This is a genomic window from Candidatus Zixiibacteriota bacterium (assembly GCA_040752815.1).
GTDB lineage: Bacteria > Zixibacteria > MSB-5A5 > GN15 > FEB-12 > JAGGTI01.
The window spans coordinates 1-16,650 of the sequence record JBFMGC010000025.1 but is presented as its reverse complement, the minus strand read 5'-3'; the positions used below and the strand labels follow the sequence as shown (position 1 = coordinate 16,650).

13 protein-coding genes are annotated in these 16,650 nt (G+C 57.7%); 8 read left to right on the top strand and 5 right to left on the bottom strand.

Going from position 1 to position 16,650, the window contains the following annotated elements; genetic code table 11:
• Window positions 1-107: 107 nt before the first annotated feature.
• Window positions 108-524: a DUF433 domain-containing protein gene (locus AB1772_07820; protein ID MEW5796256.1), complete on the bottom strand. Its 417-nt coding sequence runs from the start codon at window positions 522-524 to the stop codon at window positions 108-110.
• A 143-nt stretch (window positions 525-667) separates the two neighbouring features.
• On the opposite strand from AB1772_07820, the gene AB1772_07815 reads away from it, so the two are divergent.
• The 6 genes from AB1772_07815 to AB1772_07790 all read left to right on the top strand — a co-directional run bounded on the left by AB1772_07815 (window position 668) and on the right by AB1772_07790 (window position 9,291).
• Window positions 668-1,513 (top strand): deoxyribonuclease IV, encoded by an 846-nt coding sequence (locus tag AB1772_07815; GenBank protein ID MEW5796255.1) that lies wholly within the window; start codon window positions 668-670, stop codon window positions 1,511-1,513.
• A 38-nt stretch (window positions 1,514-1,551) separates the two neighbouring features.
• Entirely contained in the window at window positions 1,552-2,760 is a 1,209-nt protein-coding gene (locus tag AB1772_07810; GenBank protein MEW5796254.1) for a geranylgeranyl reductase family protein, read from the top strand.
• Between the two features lie 201 nt (window positions 2,761-2,961).
• A complete protein-coding gene (locus tag AB1772_07805; GenBank protein MEW5796253.1) occupies window positions 2,962-4,014 on the top strand; it encodes a DUF933 domain-containing protein in 1,053 nt (350 codons plus the stop codon).
• Between the two features lie 162 nt (window positions 4,015-4,176).
• Window positions 4,177-6,543 (top strand): endopeptidase La, encoded by a 2,367-nt coding sequence (gene lon / locus AB1772_07800; protein MEW5796252.1) that lies wholly within the window; start codon window positions 4,177-4,179, stop codon window positions 6,541-6,543.
• A gap of 34 nt (window positions 6,544-6,577) precedes the next feature.
• Window positions 6,578-8,125 (top strand): NAD(P)H-hydrate dehydratase, encoded by a 1,548-nt coding sequence (locus tag AB1772_07795; protein ID MEW5796251.1) that lies wholly within the window; start codon window positions 6,578-6,580, stop codon window positions 8,123-8,125.
• Between the two features lie 314 nt (window positions 8,126-8,439).
• Complete coding sequence (locus tag AB1772_07790; GenBank protein ID MEW5796250.1) at window positions 8,440-9,291, top strand: SWIM zinc finger family protein; 852 nt, start codon at window positions 8,440-8,442, stop codon at window positions 9,289-9,291.
• Between the two features lie 10 nt (window positions 9,292-9,301).
• Here AB1772_07790 and AB1772_07785 read toward each other — a convergent pair whose 3' ends face one another.
• Together AB1772_07785 and AB1772_07780 are read right to left on the bottom strand one after the other, a co-directional pair.
• Window positions 9,302-9,682, bottom strand: a complete 381-nt coding sequence (locus AB1772_07785) for a CoA-binding protein (GenBank protein MEW5796249.1) — start codon at window positions 9,680-9,682, stop codon at window positions 9,302-9,304.
• Between the two features lie 138 nt (window positions 9,683-9,820).
• Window positions 9,821-10,573 (bottom strand): FAD-binding oxidoreductase, encoded by a 753-nt coding sequence (locus AB1772_07780; GenBank protein ID MEW5796248.1) that lies wholly within the window; start codon window positions 10,571-10,573, stop codon window positions 9,821-9,823.
• A 167-nt stretch (window positions 10,574-10,740) separates the two neighbouring features.
• Between AB1772_07780 and AB1772_07775 the strand changes: the two genes are divergently transcribed.
• Window positions 10,741-11,136, top strand: coding sequence for a hypothetical protein (locus AB1772_07775; protein ID MEW5796247.1), 396 nt, complete (start codon window positions 10,741-10,743; stop codon window positions 11,134-11,136).
• A 296-nt stretch (window positions 11,137-11,432) separates the two neighbouring features.
• Here AB1772_07775 and groL read toward each other — a convergent pair whose 3' ends face one another.
• Complete coding sequence (gene groL / locus AB1772_07770; GenBank protein ID MEW5796246.1) at window positions 11,433-13,061, bottom strand: chaperonin GroEL; 1,629 nt, start codon at window positions 13,059-13,061, stop codon at window positions 11,433-11,435.
• A 23-nt stretch (window positions 13,062-13,084) separates the two neighbouring features.
• Window positions 13,085-13,378, bottom strand: coding sequence for a co-chaperone GroES (locus tag AB1772_07765; protein MEW5796245.1), 294 nt, complete (start codon window positions 13,376-13,378; stop codon window positions 13,085-13,087).
• Between the two features lie 460 nt (window positions 13,379-13,838).
• Between AB1772_07765 and AB1772_07760 the strand changes: the two genes are divergently transcribed.
• Complete coding sequence (locus tag AB1772_07760) at window positions 13,839-16,397, top strand: M6 family metalloprotease domain-containing protein (GenBank protein MEW5796244.1); 2,559 nt, start codon at window positions 13,839-13,841, stop codon at window positions 16,395-16,397.
• Window positions 16,398-16,650: the final 253 nt, after the last annotated feature.

Below are 16,650 nucleotides of genomic sequence, written 5' to 3'. Positions count from 1 at the left end.
GCGAACGAATTCGTGGGCAAACTTCCCCACCTATAGCCGTAGTCCAACAGGTGGCGAACCACGCCAAAACGTCCGAATGACGCGGTTTTTCAGCCGGTACGGCCCGGTCACTGTATCAGGTTGAGCCGGCGCAACCTGACTTGGATAGCCCCCGGCTGGCGGCCAAGCTGACGCGTCATATCGGCCATCTTGACCCCTTTCTGGAACATGTCGGTCAGGTTCTGATCTTCGCGTTCAGTCCACGAAACATACGCCCGGGGATATTTCTGCCGCAGCTGGTTGAGCGAGATAAACTCACCCCGGGTGAACGCAAACCTGATCTCGGCGTGGATTTCGACCTGCTCGTGGTCGTCCTGAAATGCCTCGATCACCTGCCGGGCCAGATCGGCGGCGGCCATGATGTCGCTCATGATCAGGCCCGGATTGGCCTTGAGAATCTGATCGTACGAGTACCCCTGGCTGATTGAGCGAAGTACGCTAACAATCGAGATTCCGGTGTCGCGAATGGTTACGCTCGTTTTCATACTTTACCTCCGCCGCAAAACTTTTATAAGCCACTGACAGGGGCTGTCAGTGAAAATGCAAATTGGAAAGGGCGTTGTTTTTGCTCCCCGGAGTTTCTATCTTGCGGCGTATCAAGAGAGTACGTCAAAAGCAGTGAGGCCGCATGTTTTTTGGAGCGCACGAATCTATCGCCGGAGGCGTATTTAACGCCGTCATCCTGGGCCAGAAAGCGACTTGTGACACCATCCAGATGTTCAATAAATCGAGCAACCAGTGGCGGGCTAAGAAACTCGAAACCAAAGAAATCGACGAGTTCTTCCGTCAGATCGAGCTCACCGGTGTCACGGTCTCGGTCTCACACACCAGCTATTTGATAAACATCGCCTCGCCCGATCCAGCCCTGAACAAGAAGTCATTCGAAGCGCTAAAAGAAGAGCTCGAGCGGTGCGAGACACTGAAGATTCCAAATCTCGTGTTTCATCCCGGCTCGCATGTCGGCTCCGGCGAAGAGCCCGGCATGAACCTGATCGCCGAGAATGTCAACAAGCTCTTTGACACCGTCCCATTCGGCCAAACCTGCCTGCTCCTTGAAACAACCGCCGGGCAGGGGAGCAATCTCGGCTGCACCTTCGAACAGTTGGCCTATATGATTGACAAAGTCGAGGCTAAGGCGCGTATCGGCGTCTGCATGGATACGTGTCACATCTTTGCCGCGGGGTATCCGATAACTGACCCGAAGGACTACAAGAAGACCATGAAGAGATTCGATGACGTGATCGGTTTGGACCGCCTGAAAATCATCCATGTCAACGACAGCCTCAAAGAGTTCGGATCGCGCAAGGACCGCCACGAGCACATCGGCAAGGGGCATATCGGGCTGGACGGGTTCCGCAACTTCGTGAATGACAGACGCCTGAAGAAGATTCCGATGATTCTGGAGACGCCCAAGGACGAGGAACTGACCGAGGATATCGAGAACCTGAGGGTACTCAGGTCGCTGGTGAAGTAGTCCTCTAACCATACCTTTCGTCAAAAGCATATCAGCGTATGACTCGCCTGCCGCAGTCGTCAACAGAGGACGCTGGAAACGATACGTGGCCGGTCATTGTCGTCGGCGCCGGTCCGGCCGGCGCGATCTGCGCGCTGACACTGGCCCGCGCCGGTCATAAAGTACTGCTGCTCGATAAGGCCGCGTTTCCACGCGATAAGGTCTGCGGCGATCTGCTTATCCCGGACGCTGTTGACCTGCTTCAAAGTATCGACCTGCTCGAAAACGTGAAAGAGCGTGCGGTCGCCCATCGAGCGGTGCGAATCTTCAGCCCAGGTCGGACTGACTTCGTTGTTCCCGGCCGTTTCTATGGGTTGCGTCGTCTCGAATTCGATCACATACTCGCTCAGGCTGCAGTCTCCGCCGGCGCGGTACTTGTTCAGGGCAAAGTCGTTCATATAAGAAACGGCGAACTCACTTGCGACGTTAATGTTGACGGATCTGACCATTCCCTTCATGCTGAAGTTGTTGTTCTGGCCACCGGAGCATCGGTTAATCTTGCTGATAAACTCGGGCTTATCGAGCGGCGCTCACCAAGCGCGGTTGCCATCCGCGCCTATTTTGAGTCCGACTGCCCGCTCGACGAGATAATCCTGGCCTATGAGCGTTCACTCCTGCCCGGGTATGCGTGGGTATACCGGGTCGGCGAGCAACGCTATAACATAGGCTGCGGGATAATCACTCGCGATGGAGCGCTCAGAACCGACAATCTTCAAACCTGCGCCGATTTGTTCATCAAGGAATTCCCGATAGCACGAGAGGTCGTTGCTAGAGGCACACAGGTCAGCCAGTTTCGCGGCGCGCCGCTTCGGTGTGGACTTACCGGATACCACAGCCTTGTCCACAAGAACGTCCTGTGTATCGGCGAGGTCATCGGCACGACATTCCCGTTCACGGGCGAGGGAATCGGCAAGGCGATGCATTCCGGACGGATCGCCGGTGAAGTGATTGACCACGCGTTGCGAGAGCATAAAATCTCTGTATTGCAAGAATACGCCAGTCGCATCGACCGGGAACAGCGGCCGCTGTATTACGGGTATGCGATCGCCGAGAAGTGGCTGGCCCATCCCTGGCTGAGCGATCTCCTGGCCGGACGGGTTCGTCGAAGCAGGTACCTTCAGCAGCAAGTCACTTCATTCGTTGACGAGACCGGCGATCCACGCAGGCTTTTTTCCCTCGCCAGCTTGATCAAGTCACTGTGGAAGTAACATCGGTCCGGATCGAGCATGAACCACTCATATTCTGTGCGCAGCAGACCTCCTGGTCTGCCCGGAGAGTTGTGACGCGGGAAGCGAGGACAGACAAGGATCCGCCGGCGGCGGACCGCTCACCAAACAAGAACGCCCGCCGATCTACCAACTTCCAATCCAGCTTGAAAACAGCCACTAAATGCAGTACCATGCCCGCCTATGAGACTGGCGATTATCGGCAAACCGCAGTCGGGCAAGACCACGATCTTCAACGCGGTCGCGGGCCAACACGCCGCGGTGGGCGATTTCAGCAAAGCAGTCCACCGAGCGCTTGTAAAAGTGCCGGATTCGCGTCTCGATCGCCTGGCGCAACTTGCAGGCCCGCGCAAAGTAACGTACGCCACTATAGAGTTCCTTGATGCTCCCGGTCTTACCGGGCGTGGCAAAGAGTGCGGCGCATTCGAGGTGAGCGAAGACTTCCGCCAGGCCGACGCATTCCTGATGGTGGTCGACGCGTTCACACCAGGGTCGCGCCCCGAAAGTGATATCGGGGCGCTGGTTGACGAGATAATCCTTCTGGACCACGTCCTGATAGAGGGGATAATCGAAAAGCGAGAGCGCAAAACCAAGCTGACCGGTGACAAGTCCGGCGCCAAAGAGCTCGACGTCTTACGGCGCTGCCTCGAAACCCTCGACCAGGAGAAGCCGCTGCTCGACTGCGAGTTGAGCGACGAGGACACCAAGCACCTTAGGGCCTACCAGTTTCTATCCCAGAAGCCGATGTTGATCGTGCTGAACCTGGCCGAGAACGCCCTGGCCGAAAGTGATTCTGTTGTCGCTCAGTATTCGAGTATTATGTCTACGGGTAAGCGGGACGTAATCGCGGTGTGCGGCAAGATTGAAGCCGAATTGGTCGGGTTAGAGGCTGATGAACGCAAGCAGTTCATGGCGGAACTGGGTATTGCCACACCGGCGACCGAGCAGGTCATTCAGAGAGCGTATAGATTGCTCGGCTTAATATCGTTCCTGACGGTCGGAGATCCGGAAGCCCGCGCCTGGTCGATACCTCGCGGCACGCCGGCGCAAAAAGCGGCCGGGGCAATCCATACCGATTTCGAGCGCGGTTTTATTCGCGCCGAGGTTGTTGCGTTCGAGGATTATGACCGGTATGAAACCCTGCCCGCCATCAAAGCCGCCGGCAAACAGCGGCTCGAGGGGAAAGAGTACGTGGTGCAGGACGGCGATGTCATTCTCTTTCGGTTCAATATCTGAAAATGGAACTTTCTGTCGTGGAAGACGTTACACCAGAGCCACGGGAATTCCTGTGGCCGGACGCGTTTGCGCCCTGGGGTGCTGTTCAGAAATTGCGCAATGCGACCGATATTCGGGTTATGCTACAGCGGTAAGTAAGACGAGGACGTTTTGACCAATATCATGGATAAGATAGATACCGATCCGCATGTCGGCACCGACGTGCTTCCCATATTGCCGCTGCGCGGCACCGTAGTGTATCCGTTTCTGGTGGTGCCGCTCATGATCCAGCAGCCGGAGCAAACCCGACTGGTGGATGAGGCGCTGATGCGCGGTTCGCGGGTGGGCATGTTCCTGCAGAAAGATCCCAACGAGGAGCGGCCGAAACCCGACGGCCTCCATCACATCGGCACTGCCGGCAACATCCTCAAGATGCTGCGCTTCCCCGACGGCACGGTGCGGTTTCTGATCCAGGGGCTGGCACGAATTCGAATAAAACGGTTTATCACGGAATCACCGCATCTGACCGCCGAGATCGAGGAACTGGAGGAGCGCATTGGCGACCCGGTCAAGATGGAAGCTCTCCAGCGCAGCCTGATGGAACGACTCAAGAAGCTGGTCGAACTGGCGCCGTATCTCAATGAGGAATTCCATGTCTCGGCGATGAACCAGGATACGCCGTCGAAACTGACCGACTTTATCGCCTCGAATCTCAACATGTCCCCCGAGCAGCGGCAGCGGATACTGGCCGAGGTGGATATCGCTCGTCGGGCGCAGATTCTGTTTCAAATGGTTAATAAAGAGATCGAGGTGCTCGAACTTTCGCAGAAGATCCAGGCATCGGCCGCAAACGAACTAGGCAAGTCGCAGCGCCATTACATCCTGCGCGAACAACTCAAGGCGATCAAGAAAGAGCTCGGCGACGCTGACGACCAGAGCGAACTGACCGAGTTTGAGGAAAAGATCAAAACCGCCGGCATGTCGGAGCTGGCCGAGAAAGCGGCCCGGAAGGAACTGGAGCGGCTCACTCACATGCAGCCGTCATCAGCGGAGTACACGGTCTCGCGAACGTATCTTGACTGGCTGGTCACGCTGCCGTGGAGCAAGTCCACCGAGGACCGGCTCGATCTGAAAAAGGCCAAGAAAGTTCTCGACGAAGACCATTACAACTTAGTCGAAGTGAAAGACCGCATTCTCGAGTATCTGGCGGTGCGCAAATTGAAATCCGATGTTAAGGGTCCCATACTGTGTTTCCTCGGCCCTCCCGGAGTGGGCAAAACATCGTTGGGCCAGTCGATAGCCCGTGCAATGGGGCGGCAGTTCGCGCGCGTATCGCTAGGTGGAATGCGCGACGAAGCCGAAATCCGCGGCCACCGGCGCACCTATATCGGTTCTATGCCGGGGCGGATCATTCAGTCCATCAAACGGTGCGGTTCCAACAACCCGATTATCATGCTTGACGAGATCGACAAGCTCGGCTCCGATTTCCGCGGCGACCCGGCCTCGGCCCTGCTCGAAGTGCTCGATCCTGAGCAGAATGACACCTTTTCTGATCACTACCTCGACGTACCTTTTGATCTTTCGCGGGTGATGTTCATCACCACCGCGAACTGGGCTGACCCGATCCCGCCGGTGCTCCAGGACCGAATGGAGTTCATCAGCCTTCCCGGCTACACCGACATGGAAAAGCTGGAGATTGCGCGCCGCCACCTGATTCCCAAGCAACTGGCCAATCACGGCCTCTCCAGGAGCCAGCTCACACTCACGGACGCCGCCATTCGGACGCTCATCGATGGTTACACTCGCGAGGCCGGCTTGCGAAACCTCGAGCGATCTATCGCCGCCGTGACTCGCAAGGTCGCGCGCCGCGTCGCTGCCGGTTCCAAAGCCAGGCAGACTGTCGACGAGAAAGAAATTGCCAAGCATCTGGGCCCGCGCAGATTCACGCGCGAGGCGCTCAGCCGTCGCGGTCATATCGGCGTAGTACCGGCCCTGGCGTACACCGCCGTGGGCGGCGACATTTTATTTGTCGAGGCTACGGCCATGCCGGGCAAGCACAGCCTGACCCTGACCGGACATCTCGGCGACATCATGAAAGAGTCAGCCCAGGCGGCGCTGTCGTTCATTCGCTCCAATTCCGCGGCGCTCGGCCTGCCGGAAAACCCTCTCGACAATCGCGAGATTCACATCCATGTGCCGTCGGGCGCCGTTCCTAAAGACGGCCCCTCCGCCGGAATAACCATGGCCGTAGCGCTGGCATCGCTCTTAACCCAGACACCGGTGAAGTCATGCCTGGCTATGACCGGCGAGATCACCCTCCGCGGCGAGCTGTTGCCGATCGGCGGCCTCAAAATGAAGCTTCTCACCGCGGCCCGCGCCGGGGTCGAGACGGTTATCCTGCCGGAAGAAAACCGCAAAGACATTTCCGAGATCGCCCCGGAAATAAGAAAGAAACTGAAGTTTAAGTTCTTTTCTGACGTCCTGTCGGCTATTAAATTCGCGCTGGATAAGCCCGGGCGAAAGTCGTCAGCCGGACCGGGCCTGCCGTAATAACGCGTGATTTCAAGCCCCCCGGAGCGGCGATGTGAAACTGGTAACATCGGCCACCATGCGCCAGATCGATCGCGAGGCGATCGACAATCGCGGTATCCCCTCTGACAAGCTCATGGAAAATGCCGGCAGCGGCATCGCCCTGCGCATCCTCACCGATCTGCTGCCTCGTCCGGAATCAGCCCATGTATGCGTTTTCTGCGGTAAAGGAAACAACGGTGGCGACGGTTTCGTGATTGCGCGCCATCTGGCCCAGTCCGGTGTGGACGTACAAATCTTCTTCATCGGTCCAGCGAGGGAGTTATCAGCAGATGCCCGGCTCAACTTCGACCGGGCCGAGGATCTTAAGCTGACGATGACTGAAGTCAAATCGACTGCAGATCTCCCGGAGATGCTGGAATGCGATCTGGCAGTCGACGCGGTCTTCGGAACCGGCTTTTCCGGCGCACCACGAGGTATCGCCGCCGACATAATCGGGTATATCAATGATCTGGGGACGATAATCGTGGCAGTTGACTTGCCGTCCGGTTTGAATTCCGACACGGGCGATTGCGAGGGTGCGGTGATCGAGGCCGATTACACATACACGCTCGCGCTTCCCAAATTCGGGCTATTTCTCTCGCCGGGGCGGGAGGCAAGCGGCGATGTTGAGATCATCCCGATAGGCATCCCGGATGATGTTATCGCAAAGTTCAATCTCAGAATCAGCCTGGCGACAATTGAATGGGTGTCGTCGATTTTGCCGCCTCGCAAACCTGACGGACACAAAGGGGATTTCGGTCGCGTGCTCACAGTCGCCGGATCGACCGGCATGACCGGCGCGGCCGCCATGGTGGCCCTATCGAGCTTGCGGGCCGGGTGCGGACTGGCTAAGCTCGCCTGCCCAAAGTCGACTCAACCGGTTCTGGCTGCAAAGCTGACCGAGGTGATGACCCGCCCGATGCCCGATGTGCGCAACAAGGGCGTGTTCGCCTTGCGCGGACTCGGCGAGATTCGGCAACTGATCGCCGAGCACGACTCCGTGATTCTCGGTCCCGGTATCGGGAGGCACCATGAGACATCGGAGCTGATGCGGCGGCTCGTTGCCGGGTTGGACAAGCCTGCGATTATCGATGCTGATGGCCTGAACGCTTTCGAGGGGCATGTCGATATCTTGTGCGAGTGCAAGGCGCCGCTCGTGCTTACACCTCACCCGGGAGAATTCACGCGCCTGTGCGGAAGCACACCGCCGACAGAGCGGGAAATCGAAGCCCGCGCCGAAGCCGCAATCCGGTTTGCGATAGACCACAGTGTCGTTGTCGTTCTCAAAGGTTCGCCGACAGTGACGGCCGCTCCCGATGGCCGCTGCTGTTTGAATCCCACCGGGAACCACGGTATGGCGACCGGCGGTTCCGGCGACGTGCTTTCGGGCATTATCGGAACACTGCTGGCTCAATGTGACGACCCGTTCGAAGCCGCAGGCGCGGGCGTGTTCATCCATGGCCTTGCGGGAGATCTCGCGGCCGATAAGTTTACACCGAGGGCGATGATCGCCGGCGACATGATCGACTTCCTGCCCGAAGTGTTCGAAGTGCTCGAATAATAGTAGGGCAGGTTAGTTTCGGGGCACAGGCCGGATCGAGGTGGGTGGCCTACCGCCTCGGTACCCCACCGTATTCTGTGCGTGGTGCAGCCTGTCCCCGACTCGATCGGGGGGCCTCGTCCACCCCGATTCCTTGCGCAGCAGAATATCCGGTTCGCTCCCAGGGCCCGGGTGCACCGGGAGGTACGCCAGGCGCCATGTCGAATGTTCAGGTATCGCCTCCGGGTTCCATCCCGGAACCGACAACTACAGCCTCTGGGACAGCCACCATTGGGGTTTTGCCGAATCCGCAACGTCAGTATATTGCCCTCAGTATGAAGCCTGCTACTGCAATGCTGCTGACGCAGACTGATCGCGACGTCTGGATGCGCGGCGAGCAGTATGCCCGCACCGGGCGTGTTGAAATCGAAAGCCACGACGATCGCCGGGTACAGGCCACGGTTCTGGGCACAGAAAGCTACGACGTTACTCTAAAATATGTCGCTAACGGAATCAGCCGCACGTGCGAGTGCGCGTATTTCAATCGAACCGGCTATGTTTGCAAACACATTGTAGCGGCCGCGATCTGCTGGGACCAGTTAAGAGGGCTCGCCGTCCCGGATAAGGCCCTCGTCGACAAAGCCGCGCCAAAGACAACGACCATACCCAGGCGGGCGATCAACTCACTCTTTGAGAGGCCGCTCGACGCCGACCTGCTTTTGCTCAGGGATGTTCCCGACATCACCGCCCTGGGCGGCCGCGGCAGGCCGCACAGCGATCTTCCCGAGGCTCCCCGGGCGCTGTCCGTGTTTGGCGAGCGGTTGGTGAGGGCCGAGGTAAAGAAGTGTTTTACGGAAATCAAGAGTTGGTCGCGCAGGAGAGCTTACGATCCTTACTTCTGCGCCGGGGAGATGATCGCCGCCTTCTGCGAGGTGATGCGAACAGTCAGGGCGGATGTCGGTACTGCTCCACCGCTCGTTGTCGCGCAGATACTCCTGGACGCCCAGGAATTTCACAGAACTCTCGTAATGGAGCTTATCGACGACAGCCTGGGGCTCCGCTCGATTTCGACGGCGTACCTGGAGGACACTTTCGAGTCGCTGAGCCAAGTCGCCGTCGGGGATAAGGACGCCGGACAGATGAAGAAGCTTCTGCGCGATTTCGAGCGGGCGCGGGAGTACGAGTGAGAGTTGTCGCTCAGAACTGCCCGGTGCGAAGCATAACCAGCGTGCACTCCCGGACCACCTCGATCCCCTCGCGCTCCAGCCGCGCGGCCAGGCTCTCGTTCTCCGCACCCGGATTGAAAACCACCCGCCTGGGTTTAAGGGCGGTGATGTTATCGAATTCGCCATCGGAGATCTTCGCGTTCACATAGCAGGTTACCGTATGAACCGGCTCCTTTATGTCGGTCAGAGACTTCAACCCCGGGACGCCGTCGACCGTGTGCCCCGCCGGGTGAACCGGGATCGGCCGATGTTTATACTCCTTGAGCATCCGCACCGCCTTGAATGAAAACCGCTCCTCGTTGGTGGACGCGCCCAGGACGGCGACGGTCGAGTTTTCTGGTGCTTTGGTCATGTCAACCTCACTATAGCTGTCATTCCCCGATCCAACCGGGGCATCCATTTGTGCACGGCAGGAGCGCCGGCCATGTCCGGCTCATGCCGTACTGTATCCAACCATAAATCGCTCCGCAAGTTTCCCTCTTTCCCATTCTCACACAATCGGCAGGATACCGTAAGGATCGAACCTCGCCTTCAACTTGCGCGAGTAGACTGCATCCGCATCGTTATTCGATTCGTCAAGCCCTGACAGAAAGTGCCGCCGGTCAACCGGTTTCATTTTCATCGAGGTAAACTCCGCAGCGGCGCTTCCCGGCATCACGCGAAAGGTCACGCTCACCAACAGACCAAGAAGGCCCCACGATGACGCAAAGATCTTCACGATATCGTAACCGGATACTGACTTGAAGCAGACGGATCCTGGTCGAACCACTTCACCCTGAGGCGTGACAACCTCGGCCTGGATGAAGTACTTCTTGAGCGGCAGATCATGTCCATTCAGCTCCGCGGTCAGATTGACCGCGACCGCACCGCCCGACGAGCCCACGTACGGCAGCGTCGCATGCGGCAAAAACAGCTTTTTCGGCCCCAGTTCAACCGGTAATTCCCGCAACGGATACCCCGCGCCGACTCGGACGAACAGGTCGGCGTTGCTGGTTTCCTGGATGTCGTTCAGGCGGTCGGTGCGAACAATGACCATGTCGGCAAACCGTTCACCGACCGGGTCAATATTATTGCCAAATCCAGTGATGTACAGGCGTTGCTTCTCGCGGACGGCCAACCTGAAAAGCGATGCGGCATCAGCAGCAGATTCGGGATGGAAGGTCGGCAGACGCTTCTGCCAGGTTAAGCGGTCAGCCGGGAATTCGCTTGCTATAACCTTGAGAAACTGATCCAGCCGGGACATGGGGCAATTATGGCCGTCATAGGCTCCCTGTCAACCGGTTAGAAAAAATGCCGGCGACCGTCCGGAATCCTACCGTGACCTTCTTACACAAGCTGGGTTTTGTCCTAAACATCTTCCCCAACTCCTCCGATATGATTAACAGAGTGACAACGGGGCTACCAACTCAGATGCACAAGGAATTTTCGATACAATGCCCAAGCTGCCTGCAACGGTTTTCTCTGGCCGATTTCCTGTCCAATCCTGATCTTCGACCTCTCGGACTTACTTTCGAAAGTGCCGATCTTACCACGAACCTGTTCTACTTCCACCACGACGTTGAGGGATGCCGAACAACCTTTGTCATACCGGCTGTGCGCTTCATCCCTATTATGGATGAAACGATTCCGGATGTGAATCTCGCCGGCACGGCGAGCTGCGAGGCTCATTGCGTGAGGCTCGAGGACTGGCTGGAATGCCAGAACGACTGTTTTCACGTGCCGTTTCGGAGGTTACTTCGCACCATGGCCCGCAACCGTGGCCTGCTGGTCGAGCACGACACCGTCCGAGAAGAAACGCAGCCCTGAGTTGGTGATCGAAGGGCAGAACCCTTGGGCCGCTCGCGACAGCCGGGTGCCCCACCGCTTGCGGTGGGTGGAGACTAAGGTGCCCCGCAGTATCGCCGAATGGCTCGATCTACCGGTCGGTTCTAATTAACAAGAAACGCCCGGCCGTTTCCGACCGGGCGTTTCTCTGGCAGAACCCCAAGGGGTTTGCCCTACAGGAATCGCCCATCCAAACGAAACCCGGCAGATGAGGACATCTGCCGGGCACAGTTTGGGGCAGTCCAGGAGGTCTGCCGCCCACGTAACGGTCGGTCGACTTAATACATGTCACCCATACCGCCGCCACCGGGCATCGGAGGCATCGCCTTCTTCTCCTCCGGTTTCTCGACCACCACTGCCTCGGTAGTCAGCAGAAGACCGGCAATCGAAGCCGCATTCTCCAGAGCGGTGCGGGTGACCTTGGTCGGGTCAATCACGCCCGCCTTGAAGAGGTCCTCGTACTTGTCGGTGAGAGCGTTGTAGCCGAACGCGCCCTTCTCAGCGGCCACTTTGTTGATCACGATCGAGCCCTCGACACCCGAGTTCTGCGCGATCCAGCGGATCGGCTCCTCGAGCGCCTTGCGCACGATACGCACGCCCACCATCTCCTCGTCGTCGGTCTTGATGGCGTCAAGCGCCGGGATTGCCCGAAGCATGGCCACGCCGCCACCCGGCACGATCCCTTCCTCGACCGCCGCGCGGGTCGCGTGAAGAGCGTCCTCAACGCGAGCCTTCTTTTCTTTCATCTCGGTCTCGGTCGCGGCGCCCACATTGATAACCGCCACGCCGCCGGCCAGCTTGGCCAGCCGCTCCTGGAGCTTCTCGCGGTCGTAGTCCGAGGTGGTATCCTCGATCTGCTTCTTGATCTGGGCGATCCGGGCCTTGATGTCCTCTTTGTTGCCGGAGCCTTCCACTATGGTGCTGTTGTCCTTGTCGACCGTCACCTTCTTGGCCAAACCGAGATCGCTTAGCACCGCATTCTCGAGCTTGAAACCGATCTCTTCCGAGATCACCTTGCCGCCGGTGAGGGTGGCAATATCCTCGAGCATCGCCTTACGCCGATCACCAAAACCGGGCGCCTTCACCGCGGCGACCTTGAGTGTACCGCGAAGCTTGTTGACCACTAACGTAGCCAGCGCCTCGCCCTCGATATCCTCAGCAATGATCATCAGCGGCCGTCCGGACTGGGCGACTTTCTCCAGCAGCGGGAGCAGGTCCTTCATGCTGGAGATCTTTTTGTCGTGAATGAGGATGTACGGATCCTCGAGAATGGCCTCCATAGAATCCGGATTGGTGACGAAATACGGCGAGACATAGCCGCGGTCGAACTGCATCCCCTCGACCACTTCGAGTTTCGTCTCGGCGGTCTTGGACTCTTCGACCGTGATCACGCCGTCCTTGCCGACTTTCTCCATCGCCTCGGCGATCAGGTCGCCGATCTGGCGATCGTTGTTGGCCGAGATTGTCCCGACCTGTGAGATCTCTTCCTTGTTCTGCACTTCCTTGGACATCTTCTTTATGGCGTCATTCACCGTCACCACCGCCTTGTCGATACCGCGCTTGATCGACATCGGGTTATGACCGGCGGTCACGCTCTTGAGACCCTCGCGGAAAATCGACTGGGCCAGAAGGGTCGCAGTGGTGGTGCCGTCGCCGGCGTCTTCGGAGGTCTTGGACGCCACTTCCTTGACCATCTGGGCGCCCATGTTTTCGAACACGTCTTCGAGTTCGATTTCTTTCGCTACGGTGACGCCGTCCTTGGTGATGGTCGGTGAGCCGAATTTCTTGTCGATAGCGACATTACGGCCACGCGGGCCGAGTGTCACTTTTACTGCGTCGGCCAGCTTGTCCACACCGATTTTCAAGTGCGCGCGAGCCTTGGCATCAAATTCAATCAGTTTAGCCATAGTAATATTCTCCCGTTCTGTCGTTAGCTGTTCATTATGATCGCGAAGATGTCTGACTCGCGCATGATCAGGTACTCGTCGGTGCCGATAGAAACCTCGGTGCCCGAGTACTTACCGTAAAGGACGCGGTCGCCCTTCTTGACCTGCATGGCAATCGTCTTGCCGTCGTCGGTGAGCCGTCCCGGCCCGACTTCGACAATCTCACCCTGCATCGGCTTTTCCTTGGCCGTATCGGGGATGATGATGCCGCCTTTCTTGACTTCAAGTTCTTCGAGCGGCTTGACCACGACTCGGTCAGCAAGCGGTTTCATTTTCATCTTGACTCTCCTTTTATTGAGTTTCTGTAAATCTGTCGATCCTTGCTGCACTTGTTAGCACTCATCTTGAATGAGTGCTAAGCGTCTTCAATGTAGATTTAACTCGGAAGTTGTCAAGTGGTTCCGAGGAAAAAGTTGGGGTTTTTTCTGATATTCTGGCAGTTAACTGCCATTTTGGCAGAGATTGTAGGGCGGGCCTGATTCAAACCCGCAAAGTCTTGTAGGGCGGACTGGCTTCAAGTCCGCCAGACAAATGCCAGCCAAATCGAGGGCCTCAGTTTCACTCTGTCGTCGACGTGAACATAGGCCGAATTCTATCGCGGTAGCGCTCCCCCGACACCAGCGGGTGAACCCGGAACTCGTCACCGCAGTCCATTGGTGCCAAGATCGCTTGCAAAAACGACCTGCAGAGTCTATACTTGAATGGTCATATCAAACTGTCCGGACAGGAGTAAATCACATGCGACGAGCGGTAATCCTCTGGATCGGCCTCGCGATTACTCTCGCTCCGGCGGCGGCTCTTGCCGTAGCCCCGCCCGATGCGACTGTCGAGATGCCGACTCACGTGAGCGACGCACTGCGCGAGATCTCACGTTCCTACGGCGAATCAGGAATTGCCCGCAGGCTTCAGGAGATCAAACGGGCCAGAGTAGACGCGCCGGAAGGCGGGCTGCAGGCAGGTCCCCCACCCCCCACCTGGAACATCCCCGTGATCATGGGCTCCTACTCCAACAATGCCCACATTTTCTCGAGCGCACAGTTCCAGACCAATTTGTTCGGCGCCAATCCGACCGGAAGCATGACAGACTACTACACAGAAGTCTCTTACAACCAGTTCGCCATCACGGGGACCGTCTACGGACCCTATACGGCGGCGCAGACACAGGCGTACTACGTCAACGGCGACAACGGCTTTGGCAGCGACTTCCCCACTAACGTGTCCGGGTTCATCTACTCCATCCTGGGAGTCGGCGACCCGGCAATCAACTTCGCCCAGTATGACAACGACGGACCGGACGGATTTCCCAATTCCGGTGACGACGATGGCTACGTAGACGCTCTGGTGGTGATCTTCCCCGACGGTGACGCATCAGGTGGTGATTCCGACAACTTCTGGGCGCACTTTTGGTACTTGCGATACGGATCCGGTTCGCCTTATACAACCAACGACGCGCGTACGGGCGGCGGCTTTATCCAGATCGACGCCTATACCATTCAGGGCGGCGAGCGCGGCAACGGGTCGACTAATGCTATTAAACCGATCGGCGTTTATTGCCATGAGTTCGGGCATGTCCTCGGTCTGCCTGATTTGTACGATGGCGATAACTCATCATTCGGTGTCGGGACGTACTGCCTGATGGGGCTGGGTAGCTGGGGCGCGGGTTGGAGCTCGTCGACCGAACATCGGCCTACTCACATGTCGCCATGGTGTAAAGAGCAACTCGGGTGGCTCACGCCTATTCAGGTGATAGGCACAATGTCAGTGGAGATTCCGCCGGTGGAGACCAACCCGACGGTGTACAAACTGTGGGACGACCCGTATCGCGGCGGCCGCTACTTCCTGCTGGAAAACAGAACGCAGACCGGTTTCGACGGCGGCATCTATGGCGAGGGGATCCTGATCTGGCACTGCAACAGTGAAACACGCGGGGGCAATTCGGTGGACGACTTCCGGATTGTCGATTTGGAAGAGGCCGACGGGCTCAATCAGATTGACAGTCGGTCTAGCTTCATGGACGCTGGTGACTTTTACCCCGGCTCAACATTCAACACCGCATTTAACGCTTATTCCAATCCTACCTCGCACGATGTTTTCGGCAATCCGACCGGCGTGTCTGTCTTCTACATCGGACTGGGACCTGGAGATAACGCGTCGGCGACGATGACTCAGAGGGAGCTACTCGGGTATACAGTTGCCTATGACAACTTTTCATGGATGGGTGGTTATGGCTATGGTTCGCCCCAAGTCACGTATGGTGCGGTTCGGTTTACGGCACCCGGTGACGGACAACTGGTTGCGGTACAAGCCGGGGTGCGGGCTAATAACCCGGTCGGCTATTCTGTCAGAGTCTTCGATGATATGATTGGTGGTTCGCCTTCCGGACTCAATTTCACCACCAGCGGCTCGTTCCCCTCGTTGCCGGTCAGCCGGTTATACGAGATCGCGCTGTCTTCATCAAAGAACCTCACCATCGGCCAGGCGTTTCTGATCGATGTAGGTTTTGGTCCCGACGTTTACGCGGTGCCGTATTCAGACCGACGGCCCATCTCCGGAAACTCGTACTTCTCCGGCGATGGAGCCTCCTACGATCTGATGACGGACTTCGATTTTCTGATCCGCGCACGGGTCGCGGCCGTAGTGGATTACGACAACGACGGGATCGAGGATCACCAGGATAACTGCGCCCAAACGCCCAACCCGACCCAGGATGACCTCGACGGCGACTACGTGGGCGACGCCTGCGACCCCTGCACCGATACCGATTACGATGGTTACGGCAACCCGGGTTTTGCGGCCAATACCTGCCCTGCGGATAACTGTCCTTCTGTCGGCAATCCCCAGCAGGAAGACGCCGATACTGACGGAGTCGGCGACGCGTGCGACAACTGCCCGGCAGTGGACAATCCTGATCAGATCGACGCGGACTCGGATACCTTCGGCGCCGCCTGTGATTGCGGCGACAATGACCCCTCGCGATATCCCGGCGCCCCGGAGATTCGTGGCGACGGGATCGATCAGGATTGCGACGGATTTGATCCGTGCTGTGTTGGCCGGGTCGGCGACGCCAACTATTCCGGCGACGACGAACCGACTATCGGCGACGTAACTACTTTGATAGACGCCAAGTTTGTGACGGGCAGTTGCGACGGTATCCTGCCCTGCCTTGATGAGGCCGATGTCAACCAATCGGCGGTCGGTTATGCGGTATGTGATGACATCACGATTGGTGACATAACGGATCTGATTGATTACCTGTTTATCACCGGATCGAGCCTCGGGCTGCCGGATTGCTTGTAGTATATCATCAGCAGGGCAGAATCCTCGGTCGCTTCGACCGAGTGATTCTGCCATCGAGTGAAATGACAGATTGATTTGGCAGAACCGCCGCAAGCTCGCTGTCGCGATCTCGCCAAGGGTTCTGCCCTACGGTTATGTGTCGACATTGGGCCTGCCGAGTTGTTTGTAATCTATCATCAGCGGGGTAGAATCCTCGGTCGCTTCGACCGAGTGATTCAGCCGTCGAATGAAATAGCAGATTGATTTGGCAGAA

What these genes read in the sequence shown, in the direction of transcription:
- AB1772_07780 (MEW5796248.1), bottom strand. Translation starts at nt 10,573, where the DNA reads ATGTCCCGGCTGGATCAGTTTCTCAAGGTTATAGCAAGCGAATTCCCG.
- AB1772_07810 (MEW5796254.1), top strand. Translation starts at nt 1,552, where the DNA reads ATGACTCGCCTGCCGCAGTCGTCAACAGAGGACGCTGGAAACGATACG.
- AB1772_07790 (MEW5796250.1), top strand. Translation starts at nt 8,440, where the DNA reads ATGAAGCCTGCTACTGCAATGCTGCTGACGCAGACTGATCGCGACGTC.
- AB1772_07775 (MEW5796247.1), top strand. Translation starts at nt 10,741, where the DNA reads ATGCACAAGGAATTTTCGATACAATGCCCAAGCTGCCTGCAACGGTTT.
- groL (MEW5796246.1), bottom strand. Translation starts at nt 13,061, where the DNA reads ATGGCTAAACTGATTGAATTTGATGCCAAGGCTCGCGCGCACTTGAAA.
- AB1772_07815 (MEW5796255.1), top strand. Translation starts at nt 668, where the DNA reads ATGTTTTTTGGAGCGCACGAATCTATCGCCGGAGGCGTATTTAACGCC.
- AB1772_07805 (MEW5796253.1), top strand. Translation starts at nt 2,962, where the DNA reads ATGAGACTGGCGATTATCGGCAAACCGCAGTCGGGCAAGACCACGATC.
- lon (MEW5796252.1), top strand. Translation starts at nt 4,177, where the DNA reads ATGGATAAGATAGATACCGATCCGCATGTCGGCACCGACGTGCTTCCC.
- AB1772_07820 (MEW5796256.1), bottom strand. Translation starts at nt 524, where the DNA reads ATGAAAACGAGCGTAACCATTCGCGACACCGGAATCTCGATTGTTAGC.
- AB1772_07785 (MEW5796249.1), bottom strand. Translation starts at nt 9,682, where the DNA reads ATGACCAAAGCACCAGAAAACTCGACCGTCGCCGTCCTGGGCGCGTCC.
- AB1772_07760 (MEW5796244.1), top strand. Translation starts at nt 13,839, where the DNA reads ATGCGACGAGCGGTAATCCTCTGGATCGGCCTCGCGATTACTCTCGCT.
- AB1772_07765 (MEW5796245.1), bottom strand. Translation starts at nt 13,378, where the DNA reads ATGAAAATGAAACCGCTTGCTGACCGAGTCGTGGTCAAGCCGCTCGAA.